The organism is Microbulbifer litoralis, from assembly GCF_023634065.1.
Taxonomy (GTDB): domain Bacteria; phylum Pseudomonadota; class Gammaproteobacteria; order Pseudomonadales; family Cellvibrionaceae; genus Microbulbifer; species Microbulbifer litoralis.
Genome location: NZ_JALKCV010000002.1, coordinates 48,108 through 70,241, shown reverse-complemented (window position 1 = coordinate 70,241; position 22,134 = coordinate 48,108). Strand labels below are relative to the sequence as shown.

Annotated in this window: 21 protein-coding genes; 16 read left to right on the top strand and 5 right to left on the bottom strand. The window is 63.0% G+C overall.

The window, feature by feature from the left end:
* Positions 1-6 precede the first annotated feature (6 nt).
* The 14 genes from MWN76_RS03665 to MWN76_RS03600 all read left to right on the top strand — a co-directional run bounded on the left by MWN76_RS03665 (position 7) and on the right by MWN76_RS03600 (position 16,083).
* The gene (locus MWN76_RS03665) at positions 7-1,215 is read left to right on the top strand and encodes a hypothetical protein (RefSeq protein WP_250459437.1); all 1,209 of its coding nucleotides are present in this window, start codon (positions 7-9) and stop codon (positions 1,213-1,215) included.
* 86 nt (positions 1,216-1,301) lie between these two features.
* The gene (locus MWN76_RS03660; protein WP_250459436.1) at positions 1,302-2,882 is read left to right on the top strand and encodes a tetratricopeptide repeat protein; all 1,581 of its coding nucleotides are present in this window, start codon (positions 1,302-1,304) and stop codon (positions 2,880-2,882) included.
* Positions 2,883-3,151: 269 nt separating this feature from the next.
* Positions 3,152-5,242, top strand: a complete 2,091-nt coding sequence (locus MWN76_RS03655; protein WP_250459434.1) for a PEGA domain-containing protein — start codon at positions 3,152-3,154, stop codon at positions 5,240-5,242.
* 42 nt (positions 5,243-5,284) lie between these two features.
* A complete protein-coding gene (locus MWN76_RS03650; RefSeq protein ID WP_250459432.1) occupies positions 5,285-5,527 on the top strand; it encodes a hypothetical protein in 243 nt (80 codons plus the stop codon).
* A gap of 82 nt (positions 5,528-5,609) precedes the next feature.
* Positions 5,610-6,404 (top strand): MotA/TolQ/ExbB proton channel family protein, encoded by a 795-nt coding sequence (locus tag MWN76_RS03645; RefSeq protein ID WP_250459430.1) that lies wholly within the window; start codon positions 5,610-5,612, stop codon positions 6,402-6,404.
* 130 nt (positions 6,405-6,534) lie between these two features.
* Positions 6,535-7,839, top strand: a complete 1,305-nt coding sequence (locus MWN76_RS03640) for a hypothetical protein (protein ID WP_250459428.1) — start codon at positions 6,535-6,537, stop codon at positions 7,837-7,839.
* Positions 7,832-8,911 carry a VWA domain-containing protein gene (locus MWN76_RS03635; RefSeq protein WP_250459426.1) on the top strand — a complete coding sequence of 360 codons (1,080 nt, stop codon included), beginning with the start codon at positions 7,832-7,834 and terminating at the stop codon, positions 8,909-8,911. The genes MWN76_RS03640 and MWN76_RS03635 overlap by 8 nt, the downstream gene beginning before the upstream one ends.
* Entirely contained in the window at positions 8,908-9,912 is a 1,005-nt protein-coding gene (locus MWN76_RS03630) for a VWA domain-containing protein (RefSeq protein ID WP_250459424.1), read from the top strand. The genes MWN76_RS03635 and MWN76_RS03630 overlap by 4 nt, the downstream gene beginning before the upstream one ends.
* Positions 9,913-9,943: 31 nt before the next feature.
* On the top strand, positions 9,944-10,621 hold the full coding sequence (locus tag MWN76_RS03625; RefSeq protein WP_250459423.1) for a hypothetical protein: 678 nt from the start codon (positions 9,944-9,946) through the stop codon (positions 10,619-10,621).
* A gap of 16 nt (positions 10,622-10,637) precedes the next feature.
* Positions 10,638-11,306: a hypothetical protein gene (locus MWN76_RS03620; RefSeq protein ID WP_250459422.1), complete on the top strand. Its 669-nt coding sequence runs from the start codon at positions 10,638-10,640 to the stop codon at positions 11,304-11,306.
* A 13-nt stretch (positions 11,307-11,319) separates the two neighbouring features.
* Positions 11,320-12,786 carry a M48 family metalloprotease gene (locus MWN76_RS03615; RefSeq protein ID WP_250459421.1) on the top strand — a complete coding sequence of 489 codons (1,467 nt, stop codon included), beginning with the start codon at positions 11,320-11,322 and terminating at the stop codon, positions 12,784-12,786.
* A 140-nt stretch (positions 12,787-12,926) separates the two neighbouring features.
* The gene (locus tag MWN76_RS03610; protein ID WP_250459420.1) at positions 12,927-14,558 is read left to right on the top strand and encodes a long-chain-fatty-acid--CoA ligase; all 1,632 of its coding nucleotides are present in this window, start codon (positions 12,927-12,929) and stop codon (positions 14,556-14,558) included.
* Positions 14,559-14,643: 85 nt separating this feature from the next.
* Positions 14,644-15,702, top strand: a complete 1,059-nt coding sequence (gene glpQ, locus MWN76_RS03605) for a glycerophosphodiester phosphodiesterase (RefSeq protein WP_250459419.1) — start codon at positions 14,644-14,646, stop codon at positions 15,700-15,702.
* A gap of 168 nt (positions 15,703-15,870) precedes the next feature.
* Positions 15,871-16,083, top strand: coding sequence for a TFIIB-type zinc ribbon-containing protein (locus tag MWN76_RS03600; RefSeq protein ID WP_250459418.1), 213 nt, complete (start codon positions 15,871-15,873; stop codon positions 16,081-16,083).
* Positions 16,084-16,235: 152 nt separating this feature from the next.
* On the opposite strand, the gene MWN76_RS03595 is transcribed toward MWN76_RS03600, so the two are convergent.
* From MWN76_RS03595 to MWN76_RS03585, 3 genes are all read right to left on the bottom strand, one after another.
* A complete protein-coding gene (locus MWN76_RS03595; RefSeq protein WP_250459417.1) occupies positions 16,236-17,015 on the bottom strand; it encodes an enoyl-CoA hydratase in 780 nt (259 codons plus the stop codon).
* Between the two features lie 116 nt (positions 17,016-17,131).
* On the bottom strand, positions 17,132-18,055 hold the full coding sequence (locus MWN76_RS03590) for a dimethylarginine dimethylaminohydrolase family protein (protein WP_250459416.1): 924 nt from the start codon (positions 18,053-18,055) through the stop codon (positions 17,132-17,134).
* A gap of 79 nt (positions 18,056-18,134) precedes the next feature.
* Positions 18,135-19,385, bottom strand: coding sequence for a Zn-dependent hydrolase (locus tag MWN76_RS03585; protein WP_250459415.1), 1,251 nt, complete (start codon positions 19,383-19,385; stop codon positions 18,135-18,137).
* Positions 19,386-19,512: 127 nt separating this feature from the next.
* Between MWN76_RS03585 and MWN76_RS03580 the strand changes: the two genes are divergently transcribed.
* The gene (locus MWN76_RS03580; RefSeq protein ID WP_250459413.1) at positions 19,513-20,295 is read left to right on the top strand and encodes a tryptophan 2,3-dioxygenase; all 783 of its coding nucleotides are present in this window, start codon (positions 19,513-19,515) and stop codon (positions 20,293-20,295) included.
* Between the two features lie 97 nt (positions 20,296-20,392).
* Here the strand turns inward: MWN76_RS03580 and MWN76_RS03575 are convergent, their stop codons facing one another.
* Positions 20,393-20,812, bottom strand: a complete 420-nt coding sequence (locus tag MWN76_RS03575) for an ExbD/TolR family protein (RefSeq protein WP_250459411.1) — start codon at positions 20,810-20,812, stop codon at positions 20,393-20,395.
* A 187-nt stretch (positions 20,813-20,999) separates the two neighbouring features.
* Entirely contained in the window at positions 21,000-21,452 is a 453-nt protein-coding gene (locus MWN76_RS03570) for a methylglyoxal synthase (RefSeq protein WP_250459409.1), read from the bottom strand.
* A gap of 247 nt (positions 21,453-21,699) precedes the next feature.
* Here MWN76_RS03570 and MWN76_RS03565 point away from each other — a divergent pair, with 247 nt between their 5' ends.
* Entirely contained in the window at positions 21,700-22,104 is a 405-nt protein-coding gene (locus MWN76_RS03565; protein ID WP_250459407.1) for a hypothetical protein, read from the top strand.
* The last annotated feature ends 30 nt before the right edge of the window (positions 22,105-22,134 follow it).

The following is a 22,134-nucleotide window of genomic DNA, read 5'->3' as shown; positions in this document are numbered from 1 at the left end:
ATCGGCATGTTTTTTTCCATCTCCGGTCCCGGCGGCAGGCTGCTGCGTGCGCTGCCGCTGCTGGCAGTGTTCGCACTCGGTGCCTGTACCACGACCGATGTGCGCACCACCGCCTTTACCCCCCTCACCGTCGAGGACGCGACCATTCCGGAAAGCCGCCTGCTGGACGTGGGCGTGGTGCAGTTCAACCCCGGCCTGGATACCGCCGAGGTCGACGAGGAGCAACTGGTATTTCCCGAACTGCGACAGGCGGAATCCCGCTACATCGCCGTCACCCTGGCGGAATCCCTGCAATCCAGCCAGGGCTGGGGCGCAGTGCGGGTGATTCCCAGCGAGCGCACCAATATCGATGTCACCGTTACCGGCCGTATCGTGCAGTCGGACGGCGAAACCCTGACCGTGGATGTCACCGTCACCGACTCGCGCGGCCAGCGCTGGTTTACCAAGCAGTACACCGAGCAGGCCTCGCACTACGCCTACGACCGCAAGCACCCCACCAAAGGCGACGCCTTCCAGGGTATCTACAACCGCGTCGCCAACGACATGCTGGTCTACCGCCAGCAGCTGTCGGATGAATACATCGCCGAGCTGCGAACCATTTCGGAACTGAGGTTTGCACAGAACTTCTCCCCCGACGCCTTCGGCCGCTACCTCAGCAAAACCGAAGACGGCCTCTACAAGCTGAATGCGCTGCCGGCGGAAAACGATCCCATGCTGCAGCGGGTACGCAGAATCCGCGAACGCGACTACCTGTTCGTCGATACCCTGCAGGGCTACTACGGCACCTTCGTCAAATCCATGGAAACGCCCTACCAGGAGTGGCGCGCCATGAGTTACGAAGAGGTGAAACAGATGCGCGAGCTGAAGCGCAAGGCCCGCAACCACACCATCATGGGTGCCGCGGCCATCATCGGCGGTATCGCCGCCGCTGGCGCCGGTGCCGGCAGCGCCCGCGCCGCGGGCCAGGTGGGCATCGCCGGGGGCGGCTACCTGATCAAGAGCGGCTTCGACCGCCGCAGCGAAGCCAAGATGCATATCGAGGCGCTGCAGGAGCTGGGCGACTCCATGCAGGCCGAGGTTGAGCCACGCATCGTCGAGCTGGAGGATCGCACCGTGACCCTGACCGGCTCGGTGGAAAACCAGTATCGCCAGTGGCGGGAACTGCTGAAGGAAATCTACGAAGCCGAAACCGGCGGTCTGGAAGAACAGATCTGAACCGACAACCGCGAAGAAGTGGGCGCGGCCACCGCCGCGCCCACGCCGCGGAACCCGACGAATAAAACAGCAATAGCGGACTCACCATGCAACACCGCGATCCGTCCTCCGACGACGACGCCATCCAGCCGGCCGACTTCAGCTTCGGCCGCGACAGTGCGGCCGAATCCACACAGCACCAGCCGGCGCCGCGCGCGGCGGCGCAGGATAGCGGCGACCGCTCCCGCTGGCCCACCATCGCTATCGGCGCGCTGCTTTTCACCGGCATCCTGGGCGTCTTCTGGTTGCTGCCGCAGATGGTGGAAAAACCCGGGCCCAGGGTGCAGCCCGCGACCGCGGACAACGACGCCGGCACCGGACAGCAACCGGCCGCAAAAAAAATCGAGGCGTCCCCCTACAGCGATGCGGAAATCGCCCAGCAGCGCCGCGCAGTGCAGAATGTGCTGCAGGATATCCTGATACTGCAGGAGGAACTGGAGGAAAGGGATATCGAAGCCTGGGCGGCGGAGGATTTCGCCGCGGCCAAATCCATGGCCGAGACCGCGGACGATATCTACCGCCAGCGCCAGTTCAAGCGCGCGCTGGACAAATACCGCGAATCCCTCGCCGCATTCCAGCAACTCCGCGACAGCATTCCGGCGCGCCTGGAAAAACATATTGCCGCCGGCAATGAGGCGCTCGACCGCGGCGATGCCGAGGCGGCCCACACCGCCTTCGACCTGGTACTGACCATTTCCGAGGACCACCCGCGCGGCGTCAAAGGGAAGGCGCGTGCAGAGAAACTGCCGGAGGCGTGGCAACACTTCACCACCGCCAGGCAGGCCTTCGCCGACGGCGACCTGGATGCGGCCCGCAGCGGCCTGCGCCAGTCTCTCGAGGTGGACCCGGAGACGCGCCCGGCCAAGGAATTACTGCCGCAGGTGCTGGCAGCGATCAACGAACGGGACTACAGCGAGGCCATGTCCGCGGGCTACGCCGCCATCGCCGAGCGGGACTTTACCGCCGCTGAAAAAGCCTTCCTGCGCGCCGGCAAACTGAAACCCGAAGCCGCGGACCCGGACGTGGGCCTGCAGCAGGCCCGCAACGGCGCCAAACAGTCCAGAATCGACCGGCTGTTCGCCCGCGCGCGGCAACAGGAGCAATCCGAGGACTGGCACGGTGCGGTAAAAAGCTATTCCACACTGCTGGAAAAGGACGGCAGCCTGGTCTCCGCCATTACCGGCAAGGCGCGCGCCGGGGCCCGTGCCCAACTGGACGACCAGTTGAAGGAACTGCTGGACGACCCCCTCAGCCTGGGCGCCAGCAAGCGCAACCAGTATGCCCGCGGCGTGCTCACCGATGCGCGCAAAATCAGTGAAAGCAGCGCCGAAACAGAGCGGCTGCAGCAACAGATCGAGGCCCTGGAAACCGCCCTCACCCAGGCGCTGATCCCGCTGCCGGTGGTACTGCAGTCGGACAGCAGCACCCATGTCACCATCTACCACGTGGGCCGGCTGGGCAACTTTGCCGAGCGCGAGATCACCCTGAAACCCGGACGCTACACCGCGGTGGGCACACGCGCCGGCTACCGCGACGTGCGGCGCGAATTTACCGTCGCCCCGGGGGAGGAACCGCCGACTGTCGTGATCCGGTGTGCCGAAAAAATAAACGGTGCCAATAATAGTTGAATCCCCGAACTGCCGGCCCGCTGGTCGATCCAAAAAATACGGTTTTTCGCAAAAGGTGAATCCGGACGAAAACACCATTACAGTAAGCGTGAAAAGATTATTTTCATGCCAAACGGTGTCGCCGGGTCCATGCAGCGAGCGGTTGCGGACTAAGCTGTACTGCACCAGGGAAGAGCGCTTCGGCGATTCCCTGCAGTAGGGCACAGGGAACCCCGGCCCTCCTGCCAACGCGATAAATCGATAAGTGCGGCAGTAACAGGAAATCATAAATGACAGCGAAGGAAGCGGTACCCGTTCGCGGCGGCAGCTCCGCCGACGACGATTTCTCAGTCATCGAGCCCGTTGGCTTTACGCCGGTAGAATTGCAGACCGGCGGCAGAAAGCTGCTGCTGTCCCCGCGGGCGCTCGCCGTCGCCGGCTGCCTGCTGCTCGGCACCCTGGCACTGGTCTACCTTCTGGTCGCCCGCTCCCTGATCTTCGAAACCCAACCGGCCGATGCCGATGTCAGCGTCAGCGGCCTCGCCCTGCCACTGGGCGACGGCCACCTGGTGCTGCCCGGATCCTACAGCTATACCATCAGCGCCGACGGCTACCTGCCCAAAAACGGCGAGGTGGAGGTTTCCAGCGATGGACACAGCCGCCACTCGGTCAAACTGGAAAAACTGCCGGGCCACCTGCAGGTGGTCACCGACCCCGCGGTACCGGTGCGCATCGAGATCGACGGCGAGGCCGTTGCCAGTGAACGGGGGCTGGTGAAGGATGTACCGGCCGGGCACAAACGCATCACCGTGCTCACCGACCGCTACCTGCCGTTCACCCAGGAGGTGGAAGTCGAGGGCCTGGACAATACCCAGCGCATCGAGGCCCAGCTGCGCCCGGCCTGGGCCAATATCCATATCAGCAGCAACCCGCCCGGCGCCACCGTGACCGTGGCGGGCGACGTGTTGGGCAAAACCCCGCTGGAAGCCGAGCTGATCCAGGGGGACCGCACTGTGGAAATATCCCTGCCCGCCCACAAAACCGCGGAGATTCCCGTGGCCGTCACCGCCGGCGTCGACCAGCGGCTGGCACCGGTGGACCTGGGCCCCGCCGACGGCCTGCTGCAGGTGGTGAGCACCCCGACCGGCGCCAGCGTGACCGTCGATGGCGAATTCCGCGGCCGCACGCCGCTGGAACTGGAACTCGCCTCCGGCGCGCAGCACCAACTGCGCTTTTTCAAGGACGGCTTCGCCTCGGTGGAACGCACGGTGGAGCTGGCGGCCGGAACCGAGCGCAACCTGGATATCGACCTGAACGCCGTCTTCGGTCGCGTGCGCATTACCAGCAGCCCCCAGAATGCCCGCGTCTATATCGACGGCGAGCTGGCCGGCACTGCCGGCGAGACCTTCAACCTGCCCACCCGCAGCCACGAAATCCTGGTGCGCCTGCAGGGCTACGAGGACTACCGCACCACCGTGGTCCCCAGCGCCAAGCTGGAGCAGAACATCCGCGCGGTACTGCTGACCGCGGAGGAGGCCCGCTGGAGCAATGTGCCGGCGGACATCACCCACCCCGCCGGCGGCCGCATGAAACTGATGCGCCCCGATGCCAAATTCACCATGGGCTCGTCGCGCCGCGAACAGGGGCGCCGCGCCAACGAGGTGATGCGGCAGATCTACCTCAACCGGCCCTTCTATATCGGCGTCACCGAAGTGACCAACCGCGAATTCCGCCGCTTCAAGCGCATGCACAGTTCCAGCCACGTCAACGGCGTCAGCCTGGACAACGACAACCTGCCGGTGGTCAACATCAGCTGGACCGATGCCGCGCTCTTCTGCAACTGGCTCAGCGAGCGCGACGGGCTCAACCCGGTCTATCGCACCGAGCGCGGTCGCGTCACCGGCTTTGATGGCGCCGCCGACGGCTACCGCCTGCCGACGGAGGCCGAGTGGGCCTGGGCCGCGCGTTTCCGGGACGGCGACATGCGCAAATTCCCCTGGGGCGACGAACTGCCGGTGCGCAAGGACTCCGGCAACTACGCCGACAACAATGCCGCGCAACTGGTGCCGGCGGTACTGCGCACCTACAGCGACCGCTACGCCGCCACCGCTCCGGTCGCCAACTACAGTGCCAACAACCTGGGGCTGTACGACCTGGGCGGCAATGTCTCGGAATGGATCCACGACCTCTACACCATCGGCACCGGCCTGTCGATGCGCCGCGAGGAAAACCCGGTGGGCCCGCAGGACGGCGATTATCACGTGATTCGCGGTTCCAGCTGGCGGCACGCCGGACTGACGGAACTGCGCCTGTCCTTCCGCGACTACGGTGCCGAGCCGCGCAACGACGTGGGCTTCCGCGTGGCACGGTGGGTGAATTGATCCGGGACTGCGGGCCGTGCCGGTGAATACAGGAGAGCACTGATGCAACACTCGACCAGACTATGGCTACTGGCGCTGCTTGGTACCGCGCTGCTATCGCTTGCCGCCGCAGCGCAGGAAAAGGACGGTGAAGAGAAAGAGAGCGACAAACCGGCGGAAGCGGTAAAAGTGGCCCAGGCGAAAGCCGACGCAGAGCGTGAAAAAGACGCGACCGATGCGGACGACTACGAGGCCTCGGAAGAAATCTCCGAAGACCTGTCGGTTTCCTACCCGGTCGATATCTGAAAGATGAAAACGGCAGACAACAACGACTGTTTCCGGGCACCGCCAGCGGCGGTGTGCTTTCCGGATTAGAGCGAGCACGACTATGAAATTCAAATCCTCCGATTTCCTGTTCCAGCTGTTTGCGCTACTCGGCGCCGTCATCCTGGTCCACGCCGTCTATGTGGCGATCATCCGGCCCAATGCGGACGCGCTGATCGAAGAGCAACTGGCGCGCGAAGCCGCCGGTGAAACCTACGTACAGCAGCGCTCGCTGTATATCGTCATGCGCGACTACGAACAGGAGGCCTGTTTCGTCCTGATGCTTTGGGCCATGGCCATCATGGGCATGAAGGCGCGCCGCAGCGTGCGCGAGCGCCAGCTGCTCGACCGCGCCCTGCTGAACGTGAGCGAGGGCACGCCGGTGCTGCCGGAAGACGCCCGCGACCTGTCGCGGCCGATCCAGGCACTGCCGGAAGAGGAGCGAAGTTACCTGCTGCCGCGCGCGCTGCTGACGGCACTGCAACGCTTCGGCTCCACCCGCAATGTCGCCGCCACTTCCAATTCGGTGAAAGAAGTCTGCGAGACCGAGGGCGACCGCCTCGACAGCGAGTTGGCGATGGTGCGCTATATCACCTGGGCAATTCCGTCGATCGGTTTTATCGGCACCGTACGCGGCATCGGCGAGGCCCTGTCCCAGGCCCACAAGGCAGTGGAGGGCGATATCGCTGGGGTCACCGTCAGCCTGGGCGTGGCCTTCAACTCCACCTTCGTGGCGCTGGTGATCAGTATCGTGATCATGTTCTTTACCCACCAGCTGCAACTGATGCAGGAGCGGCTGGTGCTGGATACGCAGAATTACTGTGACAACAGGTTGCTGCGGTTTTTGAAAGTGAGTTGAAACTACGGGACTCGGAAAACATGGTGGGGCCTATTCCCCCACAAAGCCCCACTCCTCTCCCACCGGGAGAAGGGCCGGGGCAGAGGGCCGGCCGCGGTCGCCCTCACCCGCTGAAGAAGGAAAGAAACCCATGACCCAAGGCGTTCTGGAAATCAATGACTGCGGCCTGCGCGTCTTCGACGGCACCGACGAGGTGCTCGACAGCCCCGGCGTCGCAATTATCGAACCGCAAAAAATTCTTGTCGGCAACGCCGCGCTGATGCGCGCGCGCAGCCACCCCACTCAGGTCAACAACCAGTTCTGGCGCCGCCTGAGCCTGGAGTCCCTGAAATCGGAAAACGCCCGCTGTCGCCACCACGCGGACCTGGCCTACTGCCACCTGCAGGAAGCCGCCGAACACTGCGACCTGCCGGCGGAAGTGGTGCTGGCAGTGCCCGGTAATTTCACCCGCGAACAGCTGGCGCTGCTGCTGGGTATCGTCAACGAGAGCCCGGTCAACGCCGTGGGCCTGGTGGACGCGGCCAGCGCCTGCATCGCCCACTCGGCGCCGCGGGGCGTGCACCTGCACATCGAACTGCAGCGCCACCAGACGCTGGTCAGCCGCGTCGCCGTGCACGAACACGCAGTGCTGGATATCGCCGAGACGGTTAACGACGCCGGCCTGCAGAATTTCCAGGACGCCTGGGCGCGGGTATTCACCGACGCCTTCATCATGCAGTGCCGCTTCGATCCGCTGCACTCGGCGGAGGCGGAACAACAGCTCTACGACATGATGCCGCAATGGGTCAATCGCGCCATGCGCCAGGGAGAAGTGCTTGCGGAACTGGACGACCGCACGGCCAAGGTCAGCCTGCGCCAGTTGCAGGATGCCAGCACGCCGATCCTCTCCCGCGTGCGCGCCCTGATCGACAACCTGGCCGAGTCCAACAGCGTCGTCTTCGTCTCACACCGCTGGGCGGAAATTCCCGGCGGCGCGCAACTGGCCGAGCGCATTCACCTGCTGCCCCACAACTGTGTGGCGCAGTCCATCTCCCAGCGCTGGCAGGAAGTGCACAGCGACTCCGCCGCCCTGCGGCTGGTCAACGCCCTGAGCGCCGCGCCGGCCAACGAAGTCGCGGTGCAGGTCAACAGCGTCGCCGAGGCAGCCGCCACCCACCTGCTATACGGCCACCGCGCGCTGGCAGCGCAGCAACCGCTGTTCGTCAGCTGGAAGGAGGGCAAATTTACCGTGACGCCGACACCGCCGGATCACCCGGCCGCCACCATCACCAACCACGCCGGCAAACTGGCGCTGCGGGTGGATGCGGGCACGCAACTGATGCTGAACGGCAAGGAGATTGCCGCGCCGGTCAATCTCAGCGCCGGCGACCGGATCGGGGTTGCAGACGGCGAGGAAGTCATCACCGCGATCAGCGTGGAGCGTTATAGTGCGTAGAAAAAGGCGCTTTTCCACCTCCAGCCTGTCCTTTCTCGACATCATGTCCTGCGGCTTTGGCGCCGTGGCACTGATCTTCCTGATCATCAAGCACGGCTCGGATCACGATATCGAGGCGGAGAACGAGGATCTGGCAGCCGAGGTCAACCTGCTGCAGGAAGAGGTGGAATTCGGCCGGGAACACCTGGTGCTGGCGCGCAACACGCTGGATACCACCAGCGACGAACTGGCCGAGACCCAGGGTCTCGCCCGCCGCATCATCGAGGAGATAGAAGCGGTCAGGGGCAACATCGCCGAAATAGACAGCACCGACGAAGAAGAGGATATCAAGCGCCTGCAGGAAAAGCTCAAGAAGCTCGAACAGGCAAAAAGGGAACTGGAGGCCGAGAACGAAAAACTCGGCAACAACGTGCGCAAGTTTGTCGGCGATGGCGACCGACAGTACCTCACCGGCCTGCGCCTCGGCGGCGACCGCATCCTGGTACTGCTGGATTCCTCCGCGAGCATGCTCGGCGACGAGCTGATCAAGGTGATCCGCACGCGCAATATGTCGTCCCGTGTCAAACGGGAGACGGATAAATGGCAGCGCGCGCTGCGCACCGTGTCCTGGCTCACCGCGCAGTTCCCGCAGGACAGCCAGTATCAGATCTACACTTTCAATACCGGTTTTCGGGCTGCCATCGCCGGCACCGAGGACCGCTGGCTGAATGTCGACGATCGCGGCCAGCTGGACAGGGCAATCGAGGAGCTGGGAAAAGTGGTACCGGAGAATGGCACCAGCCTGGAGCGGGTATTCAATGCCGTCGGCGCCATGTCCCCGCTGCCGGACAATATCATCCTGATCACCGACGGCCTGCCCACCCAGGGCATGAAGAAGCCGCGCGGCAATACCATTTCCGGTTCGGACCGCCGCGACCTGTTCAAGCGCGCAGTCAAGGTACTGCCGAAAGATGTGCCGATCAATGTGATCCTGGCACCGATGGAGGGCGATCCCTTTGCCGCCAGTGAGTTCTGGAAACTCGCCATGGATACCCGGGGATCCTTCCTCGCACCATCGAGGGACTGGCCATGAGGCGAAACCGCCAGAAACGAAATCAGGAAGAGTTCAGCATTTCCTTTCTCGACGTCATCTGCTGCGGCTTTGGCGCCATCGTCCTGCTGTTGATGATCGCCAAGACCGTGGAGCCCATCGTCCTGGAGGAGGCGGAGGTCGACCTGGACGGCCAGGTGCAGGAACTGCAGCGGCAGCTGGCGGAAATACGCGGCGAGACCAGCGTCCTCAACCGCGACCTGAACGCAAAGCGCGAGCAGCTGGATATAGAGCGCAAGCGCATCGCCAAGCTGCGCGGCGAGCTGAGTACATTGCAGGCCCAATACGCCCGCAAGACCGAGGGCGAGACCGAAGAGGGCAAACTGCGCGGCGAACTGACAGTCGCCCTGCAGAGCATGACCGAGGAAATGCGACGCCTGCTGGGCGAGAACTACCAGCGCAAGAACAACGTCATCGGCGGCATCCCCGTGGACAGCGAATACATCCTGTTCATCATCGACACCTCCGGCAGTATGTTCAACTACGGCTGGGACCGGATGATGAACGAGATGGTCAACACCCTGGACCTCTATCCCAACGTCAAGGGCATCCAGGTCATGAACGATATGGGGGACTATATGTTCTCCAACTATCGGCGCAAGTGGATTCCCGATACCCCCGGGCGCCGCCAGGCGATCCTGGAGCGGCTGCGCTCCTGGAACCCGTTCAGTAATTCCAGCCCCGTGGAGGGCATCCAGAAAGCCGTGCGCAGTTTTTACGATCCCAACAAGAAAATCAGTATCTACGTGCTCGGCGACGAGTTTACCGGCAAGTCCATCCGCAATGTCATGCTGGCGGTGGACCGGGTCAATGCCCAGCACGGCGAGGGCAAGCGCAATGTACGCATACACGCGGTGGGCTTCCCGATCCAGTTCTCGCGCCCACCGCACCTGCAGACCACCGGGCTCAGGTTTGCCGCGCTGATGCGCGAACTTACCTACCGCAACGGCGGCACTTTTGTGGGGTTGAACGATTTTCGATAGCCGAGCGCGACATCCGTACCAGGAGTAAACCATGGCTTTCCCGAAAAATGGATTTTCAGCGGTAACGAAAATCATCCTGATCGCAGCGACACTGCTCGCCGGCGCCTGCAGCCATACGGTGCAGGTGGGCGGCGAATACCCGGCGCCAGTGGGGCCCCAGCACCCGCTGACCGTCGGTATCTACCTGAGTGAAGGCTTCAGCAATTTCACCTACACGGAAGATGCCGAGGACCGCGACGAGTGGAACATCGATACCGGTCGCGCACAGAAAGCGCTGTTCGAGACGGTGCTGGGTTCCATGTTCACCGAGACGGTGCCCCTGTCGCAGTATCCACAGAACCTGCCCGGCGACGTGGAGCTGGTCATAGTGCCGGAAGTGCGCGAACTGCAGTTCACCATGCCGCGGGAAACCCGCGTCAATATTTTTGAAGTCTGGATCAAATACGATATGCACGCCTACGACCAGCAGGGCAACTCGGTGGCCGACTGGGTGATCACCGCCTACGGCAAGACCCCCACCGCCTTCCTGAAGTCCCGGGAGGACGCGCTGGCCCAGGCAATCAACGTGGCCCTGCGCGATGCCGGCGCCACCCTCTATACCGGCTTTGCCCAGGTCCCCGGGTTGCGGGCGATACTGGCACAGAAACAGCGTTCGCTGTCGATGAAGGAAGCCGACGCGCCGACCGAAACCGCGGCCGGACAGGATTAGGGAACAGGAGGTTGTCGTGTTCAGAATAGTGTTTGCATTTGCCCTCGCCGTCCTCAGCGGCTGCACTACCGTGGTGATCGACGAGTATCGGCGCAGCGACGGCGAGCTGGCCCACGGCGACTCGGTGGTGATTCTCGGCCGCCGCCACTCCAGCGAATACGAGACGGAACCGGACCTGATCGACTGTGTCGGCAACCGCCTGAACGATCCGGAGCGCGGCGTCAAGGTGATACCGGAACAGCAGTTTGTCGACGCCATGTACCCCTGGTTCGAACCGCGCACCGCCCCCATGCACCTCAAGTCGCTCGACCGGCTGATGGAGATCCCGGAAGTGCGCGACCGCCTCGAGGCCTACGGGGTCAAATATATCGTCTGGATCGACGGCTCTACCGAAACCACATCGAGCGCCGGCTCCATCGGCTGCTCCATCGGTACCGGTGGCGCCGGCTGCTTCGGTTTCGGCACCTGGGACAAGGAGTCGGACTACGAGGCCTCGGTGTGGGATTTCCGCGACCAGGAACTGTCCGGCAAGATGAGTGCAGACGCCAAGGGCACATCCTATATGCCCGCGATCGTGGTGCCGATACCGCTGATCGCGCGGGTGCAGAACAACGCCTGCAAGGGCATGGCCGCCCAACTGCAGCAGTTCTTACTGCCGGGGCAACCGGTGAACAGCAAATCCTAGGGGGAACAGAGCGATGCACTATTTCAATAAACATTATTTCAGAAGCATGGTCATCGGTACCCTGATTGCGGCCACCGCCGGCTGCGCCTTCAATCCGGCCACCAACCGGCCGGACCTGGTCTTGATGTCGGAAGAGAAGGAAATCGAAATCGGCCGGGAAATGCACCAGAAGCTGGTGGACAGCACGCCGGTCTACGAGGACCCGGTGCTGACCGCCTACGTCGATCACGTGGGCCAGAAGATTGCCAACGCCAGCGACCGGCCGGAACTCAAATACCATTTCACCATCATCGACAGCCAGGATATCAACGCCTTCGCCCTGCCCGGCGGCTATATCTATATCAATCGCGGCCTGTTGACCTACCTGCACTCGGAGGCGGAAATGGCCGCGGTGCTGGCCCACGAGATAGGCCACGTCACGGCGCGCCATGCGGTGCGGCAGAAAACCGCCGCCACCGGCGCCGGGGTCGCCTCGGTACTGTCGGTGCTGGTTACCGGCAGCGGCGTTGTCGGCGATGTGGCGAATCTCTGGAGCACCGCCGCCGTCAAGGGCTACGGCCGCGATATGGAACTGGAAGCCGACCGTTTCGGCGCCCAGTACATGTATAACGCCGGCTACGATCCCCAGGCGATGATCAATGTGATTGCGCTGCTGAAAGACCAGGAAACCTTTTCCCGCCGCCGCGCCCGGATCGAGGGCAAGAAGCAGCAGACCTACCACGGTGTTTTCTCCTCTCACCCGCGCAACGACATCCGCCTGCAGGAAGTGGTGCAGGCTGCGGGCGAACTGTCCGAGGGCGACAAGAGCACCAAGGTGGAATACTACCGGGAAAAAACCGACGGCCTGGTCTACGGCCAGAATGCACAGCAGTCGGACAAGAACCGCTACAACCACAAGCGCCTGGGCTTTTCACTGCTGTTCCCCGACGGCTGGGAAGTGAGCAACGAGCGCAGCGCCATTGTCGGCACCGCGCCGGATGGTTCCGCCAGCATTACCCTCAAAGTGGAACAGCGCGAGAACAACCAGCCGGCCGATATGACCCTGCGCGAAGTCTACGACGTGCGCGAACTGGAACAGGACGAGGCGCTGAACCAGTACCGGCTGACCGGCCACACCGGCAAACTGCCCGCCGCCGGCGAGGCGGATCCGGATCGCGTCGCGGTTATCTACTACGGCAGCCGTCTGTATATCCTCGAGGGCAAGGTCAGGCAACCCGGCGGCGGTGCGGAAAAACTCAACGAGTACGACAACCTGTTCCTGACCAGTATCCGCAGCTTCCGGCCGCTGCGCCGCAGCGACATCATCCAGCCGGATATCAAGCGCGTGCGCTACGTCAGGGCCAACAACAAAACCACCTTCGCCGCCCTGGCCCGGCATATGGAAATCGGCGAGTACGCCGAGGAACAGTTGCGGCTGCTGAACGGCTACTACCCGCGCGGCGAGCCCAAGGACGGCGAGTGGATCAAGATAGTGCAGTAGTTTCGGAACTCGCGACTACAGCCCACCGGGAACAAGCTCCGGACCTGTGAACGCCGCAGGCCCGGGCAATGGCGCCCCTGTATCCGGGCCAGAGTGAACGACGCACACACCAAGAACCATAATGATAAAGGAGCCAGCCCATGCCAGGCATGATGATGCAGTCCCAACTCACCCTCACCGAGGTGATGCGCCACGCACAGGCCAACTTCGCCGACAGTGAAATTGTCTCCATCACCGCGGACAACCCGCAGCACCGCTACACCTACAGCGAGGCCTTCGAGCGCAGCGCGCAGCTGGCCCATGCACTGCAGAAACTGGGCGCTGCGCCGGGCGACCGCATCGGCACCCTGGCCTGGAACGACTACCGCCACTTTGAACTCTACTACGCGACTTCCTGCAGTGGACTGGTCTGCCACACGATCAACCCGCGCCTTTTTCCCGAACAGATCACCTATATCGTCGAGCATGCGGAGGATCGCTGGCTGTTCATCGACCCGATGTTCGTACCGCTGCTGGAGGCGTTGGCGGACAGGCTGGGCACCGTCAGGGGCTATGTGATCCTGACCGACAGCGATCACATGCCGGATACCAGCCTGCCCGACGTACACTGCTATGAGGAGTTGCTGGCCCTGCAGCCGACCCGGTTCGACTGGCCGCAGCTGGACGAGTCCACTGCCGCCGCCCTCTGCTACACCTCCGGCACCACCGGCAACCCCAAGGGCGTGCTCTACTCCCACCGCGCCATGCTGCTGCACACCTACGGTGTACTGCTGCCCGACGTCTTCGCCCTGCAGAGCCACGACGCGGTGCTGCCGGTGGTGCCCATGTTCCACGTCAATGCCTGGGCGATTCCCTACGCGGTGCCGGTGGTCGGGGCCAAGCTGGTCTTGCCGGGGCCCAGGATGGGCTGTGGCGAAACCCTCACCAGGCTGATGCAGCGGGAGAAGGTCACCATTGCCGCCGGGGTTCCCACCGTCTGGCTGGCCCTGCTGAAATACCTGCGCGAAAACGACGACACGATTGCCAGCCTGGATCGCGTGGTGGTCGGCGGCTCCGCCTGTCCGTGGAGCATCATGGAGGAATTCGAACAGCGCCACGGCGTCTACACCCACCACGCCTGGGGCATGACCGAGATGAGCCCGCTGGGAACGTTCAACCCTCGGGTCGCAGGCTCGGTACCCGCCGGGGAGGCCAGGAGCCTGCGCCTGAAACAGGGACGCGCGGCGTTCGGGGTGGAAATGCGCATCGTCGACGAACAGGGCCAGTCGCTGCCACGGGACGGCGTGGCCTACGGCGCGCTGCAGGTGCGCGGCCCCTGGGTATGCGAGCGCTATTACCGCGCCGACGAGTCCGCGCTGACCGCCGACGGCTGGTTCGATACCGGCGATGTGGCCACCATCGATGCGCGCGGCTACCTGGGCATCACCGATCGCACCAAGGACGTGATCAAGTCCGGCGGTGAGTGGATATCCTCCATCGAACTGGAAAATTTCGCCATGACACTGGACGGAGTCTCCGAGGCGGCGGTGATCGGCATCGCACACGAAAAGTGGGCCGAGCGGCCCCTGCTGCTGGTGGTACCGAAGCCGGGGGCCGACCTCGACACCGGTGCGATTCTCGCGGCCTTCGGCGGCCAGGTCGCCAAATGGTGGATTCCGGACGACTGTATTCTCGTCGGGGAACTGCCGCACACGGCCACCGGCAAGATCAGCAAGAGGGACCTTCGCGAACAACTCGCCGATTACCGCTGGCCGGCGGAAGCGGATGTGTAAGCGTGCACCGGGTCATCCCACAGACCTTACGCTGTCACAGTATTGCCGTAAAAAGGCCCCATCTTTTATCCGATGGCTGCCCGATATGACAAAGATCCTCTCACTTGTTCTCGGCCTGTCACTGCTCGCCTGCGCGGACACTGCCCTCGCGGCGGATAAACCGCTGGTGATCGCCCACCGCGGAGCCTCCGGCTACCTGCCGGAACACACGCTGGAAGCCAAGGCGCTGGCCTACGGTATGCGCCCCGACTATATCGAGCAGGACCTGGTGCTGAGCCGGGACAACCACCTGATCGTCATGCACGACATCCATCTGGACAGCACCACCGATGTCGCCACGGTATTCCCCCGGAGGGCGCGCGCCGACGGCCACTACTACACCATCGATTTCACGCTGGCCGAACTGAAGCAATTGCGGGTCAGCGAGGCGTTCATCCAGTCCGGTGACGGCCCCACGCAGAAATTTCCCGGCCGCTTTCCGCTGGGCCGCTCCAGTTTTCAACTGTCGACCCTGGAAGAGGAAATCGAACTGATCCAGGGTTTGAACGAAACCCTCGGCTATGACATCGGCCTCTATCCGGAAATCAAGAAACCCGCTTTCCACCACCGCGAGGGGCGCGATATTGCGGCACTGGCCCTGCGGGCACTCAAGCGCTACGGCTACACAGACAGAAAGCAGAAGATTTTCCTGCAATCCTTCGACGCCGAGGAACTTCAGCGTATCGACCGGGAACTGATGCCGAAACTGGAGATGGACCTGCCGCTGGTACAGTTGATCGCCATGACCTCGTGGGGCGAGAAGCGCGTGGAGGTCGGGGGCGAGCTGGTCAATTACGACTACAGCTGGATGCGGGAAAAGGGCGGACTGGAGAAGATCGCCGGCTACGCCGACGGTATCGGCCCCTGGGCGATGATGCTGGTCGCGCAACAGGACGGGGACATCGCACCCACGGCACTGCTGCCTCGTGCGCAGCAGTTGGGGCTTGCGGTATACCCCTACACTTTCCGCGCCGACCGGGTTCCGGCTCAGCTGGAAAGCTTTGACGCGCTGCTGCAGCTGTTTGTCGGTGAGCTGGGTGTGGACGGGCTGTTCACGGATCACCCGGACCAGGCCCGCGCCTTTATCAATGAATTCACTGAATGAAGCGGGAGAGAACCACCATCTTGAAGACAACCACCTCCGTCGTGGAAGGCAGGGCCGTCAGCGGCACCGCGGTCCGGCTTTAAACCCGCCCCGGTGGTATAAGCTTGTATGCAGTACCTGCCTCAACTTCGGCAGAGAGTGGAAACATCAACGACACCGGAGGAAGCCATGGAATGCCCCACCTGTGATGACGCCAAACTGCTCAAGGCCGACCGCAACGGCATCGAAATCGACTACTGCCCCAAGTGTCGCGGTATCTGGCTCGACCGCGGCGAACTGGCCAAGATCATCGAACGATCGCACACACAACCGGCAAAAGACGAGACCTCAGAGCCGAGAAAACACAAGAGAAACCTGATTACCGAGCTGTTTGATTTCTGACGTTCACTACCCGGCATAGGCCTCTGTTGCGTAGCAAGAGGCGTACATATCCGTATTCACAGCGAGTCCCGGAAAGCGATACCCCACCCGGCCGGCATCAAGGCCGACTTTCGAATACTCCAGACAGATTGTCGACGGCCGGGTAAGGTCCGCTACTCAAAGCGGGAAAAATCCGCCGGGCGCTTTTCCATAAAGGCGGTAGCCGCCTCCTTGAACTCCTCGGACGCCAGCCGCTGCTGGAAGTGGCCGGCCTCTTCCCTGATCACTTCCAGGCCCGCGTCGTGGGTTCCGCGGCGCAGCAACCGCTTGCTCAGGCGCACCGCCGCCGGCGCCTTTTGCGCCAGCTCTGCCGCGGTTGCGCGGGCGCTGGCCAACGCCTCTTCGGCGGGCACGGCCGCATTGCAGAGGCCCAGCGACACGGCCTCCCGGGCATCGAACTTCCTGCTCAGCAGCAACAGTTCCGAGGCCCTGGCGTGGCCGGCGATGCGCGGCAGGAAGTAGCTGGAGGCGTATTCCGGGCACAGGCCCAGGTCCACGAACGGCATCTGGAAGATGGCGTCCTCACCCGCATAGGCCATGTCGCAGTGCAGCAACATGGTGGTGCCGATACCGATCGCGGGGCCGTTGACCGCCGCCACCACCGGCTTCGGGAAGCTGTACAGCGCCTGCATGAACTGGAACACCGGCGATTCCTCACCGGAAGCGGAGCCGCCGAGGAAATCCGTCAGGTCGTTGCCGCTGGTAAAATTGCCCCCGGCGCCGGAAATAATGACAACGCGCACTTCCGGGTCGTCGGCGGCGGCAGTCAACAGCTCCGCCATGGCGGAGTACATCGCCATGGTCAGTGCGTTTTTGCGTTCCGGGCGATCGATGGTGATTTCCAGGATCCGGTCTGCGACGCCGGCCCGGATCTCGGGGCATGAACTCTTCATTGGGGGCTCCGTTACCATTACTCTCGCCCCCTGCCCTCTCCCTCCGGGAGCGCGGCAGAGAGCCCTGTGATAAAACAGCCATGTTAGCCACTTCGGGGCCCCGCGCGAGGGCCGAATCAACCAGTTTGGCTTACCGAATCTCTTCTCAACGGCTGGCACATGCAGTGTACGCCACCGCCGCCGGGCGTGATCATCGAGATATCCGGGTCGATCACCTCGAGGCCGTGGGCGCGGCACTTTTCCGCCAGGCCCCGGTTGGCCTCGGGCAGCATCACACGGTCATTGCCCAGCGCCACCACATTGACGCCCAGTTCCAGCACCTGCGGGAAGGGGATATCGATGATCTCGATATTGCGGTCGCGGAACCACTGCACCAGTTCCGGCTCCACCGCATCGATGCAGATGGCCGCCAGCTTTTCCGCCAGCATCGCCACCAGCACATCGATATGCAGGAAGAAGGGGTCGAACGGATAGCCCACAACCTCCCAGCCCTCTTTTTCGATCCAGCGCTTCATCTGCCTGAAGCCGGCCTCGCTGGTGCGCTCGCCGGAATAGCCGCAGAGGATGACGCCCGGTTCCAGCACCATGAAATCACCGCCCTCCAGTGAGCCCGCGGTGACGATGTCGTAGATGGGGATATCCAGTTCCGCGTATTTCTTGACGATCGGCGCCCATTCGCCGCGGCGCCAGGGGCTGTACATCTGCGTCACGATCGGGCCCCAGGGGGTCATCACCGAGGAGTCGCGGCCGTAGATCTGGTACGGCAGGCTGCTGTCCGCCGGGATCAGGTGGGTGTTCACACCCGCGTGGCGGTAGGCATCGAGCATTTCCGCGTGCTGTGCGGCGGCCACCTTGTGGTCGAACTGCAACCCCAGGCGCTCGGCGCGGCGGGCACTGGCGTTGCCGGTGCGCCAGCTGAAATTGTCCACCGGACCGATCAGCACATCGCGCAGCGGGCCGTATTCGGAGTCCATGCCCCAGTCTTGCAGAGGCCGGGTGCCGCCTTCGTCACTGCGGCGTTTGAGGGTGAATTCACTCATGGTTTCTCGTTCCAGAAATGTTCGCTACGAAACGCCCCTCTGCCGATGGCGGGGAGGGGCCGGGAGAGGGGAACTATGATCAGGAAGCCACGCCGGCCCTTTCCAGCATCGCGTGCAACAGCACATTGCAGCCGGCCTCCAGGTGATCCGGCTCCGCGGATTCCTTCTCGTTGTGGGACAGGCCGCCGGCACAGGGCACGAAGATCATCGACACCGGTGCCACGCGGGACACGTACACGGAGTCGTGGCCGGCGCCGGAAACCATCTGGCGGTGGCTGTAGCCCAGCGCCCTGACGGCGCCGTCGACGGCCTCGATACAGCCCTGGTCGAACTGCACCGGCGGCGAGTGCCACTCCTCGCGCACATCGATGGTCGCGCCGGTGGCCTCCTGCACCTGTTCGGCCAGGCGGTAGAGGGTACGGTGCAGGTGCTCGAGACCCTCCGGCTTCGGGTGGCGCAGGTCCAGCGCCAGGACCACCTTTTCCGGCACCGTATTGCGGCTGCCCGGCTCTGCGCGCAGGTCGCCACAGGTCATACGGGCCTCATCCGAGTAGGCTTTCACTTCGCTGTAGAGGCGCTCGCACAGGTGCGACAGCGCCTGCACCGGGTCGCGGCGGTCCGCCATCGGCGTGGGGCCGGCGTGACACGGCGTGCCGTGGAAGGTCACGTCGTACCAGCGGATACCCTGCACACCGGTGACCACGCCGATCACCTGGTCCCGGTTCTCCAGGATCGGGCCCTGTTCGATATGCGCCTCGAAGGCGGCGGTGATCGGGTGCGGCTCCGCCGGCGCCTCGCCCCGATAGCCGATGCGCTCCAGCTCCCCGCCGATGGTCCTGCCGGCCTTGTCGGCGCGGGAGTGGCCGTATTCGAGATCGAACTCCCCGGCCCAGACGCCGGAGCCGATCATCGCCGGCGAGAAGCGCGCGCCCTCCTCGTTGGTCCAGACCACCAGTTCCAGCGGCGCCCTGGTTTTTATTCCGCGGTCTTCCAGGGTGCGCAGCACTTCCAGTCCGGCGAGCACGCCGTAGACGCCGTCGAACTTGCCGCCGGTGGGCTGGGTATCCAGGTGGGAACCGGTCATCACCGGTGGCAACCCGTCCTCGCTCCCGGCGCGGCGAACGAAGATATTGCCCATCCGGTCGATGCGGATGTCGCAGCCGATATCGCGACACCAACCGACAAACAGGTCGCGACCCTCGCGATCTTCATCGGTCAGGGCCTGGCGGTTGCAGCCGCCAGCGGGAGTGGCGCCGATCCGGGCCATTTCCATCAGGCTGTCCCAGAGACGCCGGCCATCGATTCGCAGAGCGTGCGCTGTGTTTTCCATTTGCGAGACTCCAGACCTTATAATGGGCCCAATATTACTGATTTTTCCGCAATTTTAGTTTTGATCCGCGCCGTTCAAAGAGAGCATTATTTCGTGACTGATCAAAACACAACCAGGTTGATTCCCCATGACCGTTACCTACAGTTCCTACCTGAAAGTAGACGAACTGCTGCAGTGCCAGCAGCCCCTGTCCGAAGGGCCCGAACACGACGAGCTGCTGTTTATCGTCATTCACCAGAGCTACGAGCTGTGGTTCAAGCAGTTGCTGCACGAACTGGATTTCCTCGTGCGCCTGTTCAACGCCGGCGAGCGCAACCGCGCCCAGCATACGCTGAAACGGGTGGATGCCATCTACCGCACCCTGATCCAGCAGGTGGACATCCTGGAGACACTGACGCCGCTGGAGTTCAACTCCTTCCGCGACCGGCTGTCCACCGCCAGCGGCTTCCAGTCGTTCCAGTTCCGCGAGCTGGAATTCCTGTTCGGCGCCAAGGATGCGAAGAAGCTGGAGAACTACGCGCCGGGTTCCGATCACTACCTGCGCCTGCAGAAACGCCTGGAGGCACCGACCCTGTGGGATGCCTTCCTGAACTTCCTGGCCAAGGAGGGTCACAAAATACCGGAAAATGAACTGAAACGGGATTTCAGTCAGGTCGCGCCGCCTTCAACTGCTGTGCAGAAGATACTGATCGACGTCTACCGCAACGATCCGCTGGTCAGCGAGATCTGCGAGGCGCTGGTGGATATCGATACGTCGCTGCAGCAGTGGCGCTATCGCCACGTGAAGATGGTGGAGCGCACCATCGGTAGCAAGATGGGCACTGGCGGCTCCAGCGGTGTGGGTTACCTGCAGGGCACGCTGTTCCGGCCGGTGTTTCCGGATCTGTGGGCGATCCGCTCGGAATTCTGAAACCGGCGGGTCGAGGTTCGACCCACCACAGCGGATCTGCGGGCACAAAAAAAGCCAGCGCGAGGCTGGCTTTTTCAATCGGTGATCCCGAAACGGATCAGCCCTTGTAGGGCACCAGGGAAACCTGGATATTCGGGTTCACTTCCTTGGCCGCGTCGGCAATCTGTACATAGGTGTCGGCACTGGACTTGTTGTCCGCGCGCACAATGACGATCGCGTCCGGGTTCTCGGCATACAGCTGCGCGATACGTGCGCGCACGGCACGGGTATCAATACGGCTGGCGCCCAGGTAGATCTCGTCGTTGGCGTCCACCGTCAGCAGAATGTTCTGCTTGTCGGTCGGAGGTGTGGTCTCCGTATCATTCGGATCCGGGACGTTCACATCCAGCGCCTTCTCTTTTACAAAGGAAGCCGTCACGATAAAGAAGATCAGCATGATGAACACAACGTCCAGCATGGGCGTCAGGTCGATTTCTGCTTTTTCCTCTTCTACGGCCTTACCGCGTCGTCTACTCATAAAACACCGTACAGTTAGCTAATGCGAATGGCGCCGGATTGACCGGTCTAATCAGGTGGGCAAGATTGCCGCGAAATCACCAGCTTTGCAAGTGAAACCTGCATGGTCACAAAAACACCCTTGCAAATCAATAACTTACAAAGTCCATCAGGCCAGTTAGATCAAATTTTAGGCAGATTTTCCGGTATTAGCGGGCTGCCAGGTAACCCAGGTAATCCGGCACTTCCCGGTCGAAGCTCGCCTCCATCAACGCGGACTGCACCATCATATCCGCGCTGCTGGAGTTGCAGGCCACCGGGATGTTCCACACCGCGGCGATACGCAGCAGCGCCTTCACATCCGGATCGTGGGGCATGGGCTCGAACGGGTCCCAGAAAAAGACCAGCAGGTCGATCTCGCCCTGGCAGATCCTCGCGCCCAACTGCTGGTCGCCCCCCATGGGGCCACTGAACAGCTTGTCCACCTCCAGCCCGGTAGCTTCCTCTATACGGGCACCGGTAGTCCCGGTGGCCAGCAGCCGATGGCGCTGCAGCAGCTCCCGGTGGCGATTGCACCATTCTATCAGCGCCGCCTTGCGGTTGTCGTGGGCGACCAGTGCCACCCGCTTGGTGGCCGGCAGGGGTTGGGCAATAAATTCCATCGAGTCCTCTATCTTCATTATGTACTGAGGCGGAAGCACACAGGGGCGTATGTCCGGAGTCTGCCGGGAGAGGACACTTCCCGCTCCCGGTCTGGCAATAACGGCAGGGCAAGGCCCGGAACCGTCGCGCGGCCCTATTCTACCCCGTCGCACCGGATAAATGGTGCCTCTACGGCCTCGGGGTCGGCAGAGCCGCACTCGCACCTTTATAATGCGCCGCCATCGCCAACCAATAGGAAGTCATGCAATGAGTGTCGGAGCCTGGGAACCAGATCGAGCAGCCGCACAGGAAAAATCACAGGAGCCCATCGACCGTGAACTGCTGCAGCGCTATATCGCCGCGGTGCGGGCGGACAAGCCGCTGGGCGAAGTGCTGGAGCCACGCGATATGCAGGCCTCTCACCTGGTCCGTCTGCCGGCGCAACGCTGGCTGGAGGAGAGCGAAGCCTGGGACAGCGAGCAGCTGTGGCAATTGATCCGCTTCTTCACCCTCGCGGAACAACAACTGCCGGGCTGGGATGCCGGTGCCGAATCGGCGGTAATTCCCCTGGCCAGGGCACTGCGCCGCCGCAAAACGCCGCTGGACCGGGATCAGCTGTTGTGGATAAAGGAACACTCCGACAACCGCTACCTGCCCTATGGCCCTCTTTAAAGCCGGAATATGAATCAAGGCGATGTAAAG

What these genes read in the sequence shown, in the direction of transcription:
- MWN76_RS03665 (WP_250459437.1), top strand. Translation starts at nt 7, where the DNA reads ATGTTTTTTTCCATCTCCGGTCCCGGCGGCAGGCTGCTGCGTGCGCTG.
- MWN76_RS03660 (WP_250459436.1), top strand. Translation starts at nt 1,302, where the DNA reads ATGCAACACCGCGATCCGTCCTCCGACGACGACGCCATCCAGCCGGCC.
- MWN76_RS03655 (WP_250459434.1), top strand. Translation starts at nt 3,152, where the DNA reads ATGACAGCGAAGGAAGCGGTACCCGTTCGCGGCGGCAGCTCCGCCGAC.
- MWN76_RS03650 (WP_250459432.1), top strand. Translation starts at nt 5,285, where the DNA reads ATGCAACACTCGACCAGACTATGGCTACTGGCGCTGCTTGGTACCGCG.
- MWN76_RS03645 (WP_250459430.1), top strand. Translation starts at nt 5,610, where the DNA reads ATGAAATTCAAATCCTCCGATTTCCTGTTCCAGCTGTTTGCGCTACTC.
- MWN76_RS03640 (WP_250459428.1), top strand. Translation starts at nt 6,535, where the DNA reads ATGACCCAAGGCGTTCTGGAAATCAATGACTGCGGCCTGCGCGTCTTC.
- MWN76_RS03630 (WP_250459424.1), top strand. Translation starts at nt 8,908, where the DNA reads ATGAGGCGAAACCGCCAGAAACGAAATCAGGAAGAGTTCAGCATTTCC.
- MWN76_RS03625 (WP_250459423.1), top strand. Translation starts at nt 9,944, where the DNA reads ATGGCTTTCCCGAAAAATGGATTTTCAGCGGTAACGAAAATCATCCTG.
- MWN76_RS03615 (WP_250459421.1), top strand. Translation starts at nt 11,320, where the DNA reads ATGCACTATTTCAATAAACATTATTTCAGAAGCATGGTCATCGGTACC.
- MWN76_RS03610 (WP_250459420.1), top strand. Translation starts at nt 12,927, where the DNA reads ATGCCAGGCATGATGATGCAGTCCCAACTCACCCTCACCGAGGTGATG.
- glpQ (WP_250459419.1), top strand. Translation starts at nt 14,644, where the DNA reads ATGACAAAGATCCTCTCACTTGTTCTCGGCCTGTCACTGCTCGCCTGC.
- MWN76_RS03600 (WP_250459418.1), top strand. Translation starts at nt 15,871, where the DNA reads ATGGAATGCCCCACCTGTGATGACGCCAAACTGCTCAAGGCCGACCGC.
- MWN76_RS03595 (WP_250459417.1), bottom strand. Translation starts at nt 17,015, where the DNA reads ATGAAGAGTTCATGCCCCGAGATCCGGGCCGGCGTCGCAGACCGGATC.
- MWN76_RS03590 (WP_250459416.1), bottom strand. Translation starts at nt 18,055, where the DNA reads ATGAGTGAATTCACCCTCAAACGCCGCAGTGACGAAGGCGGCACCCGG.
- MWN76_RS03585 (WP_250459415.1), bottom strand. Translation starts at nt 19,385, where the DNA reads ATGGAAAACACAGCGCACGCTCTGCGAATCGATGGCCGGCGTCTCTGG.
- MWN76_RS03580 (WP_250459413.1), top strand. Translation starts at nt 19,513, where the DNA reads ATGACCGTTACCTACAGTTCCTACCTGAAAGTAGACGAACTGCTGCAG.
- MWN76_RS03575 (WP_250459411.1), bottom strand. Translation starts at nt 20,812, where the DNA reads ATGAGTAGACGACGCGGTAAGGCCGTAGAAGAGGAAAAAGCAGAAATC.
- MWN76_RS03570 (WP_250459409.1), bottom strand. Translation starts at nt 21,452, where the DNA reads ATGGAATTTATTGCCCAACCCCTGCCGGCCACCAAGCGGGTGGCACTG.
- MWN76_RS03565 (WP_250459407.1), top strand. Translation starts at nt 21,700, where the DNA reads ATGAGTGTCGGAGCCTGGGAACCAGATCGAGCAGCCGCACAGGAAAAA.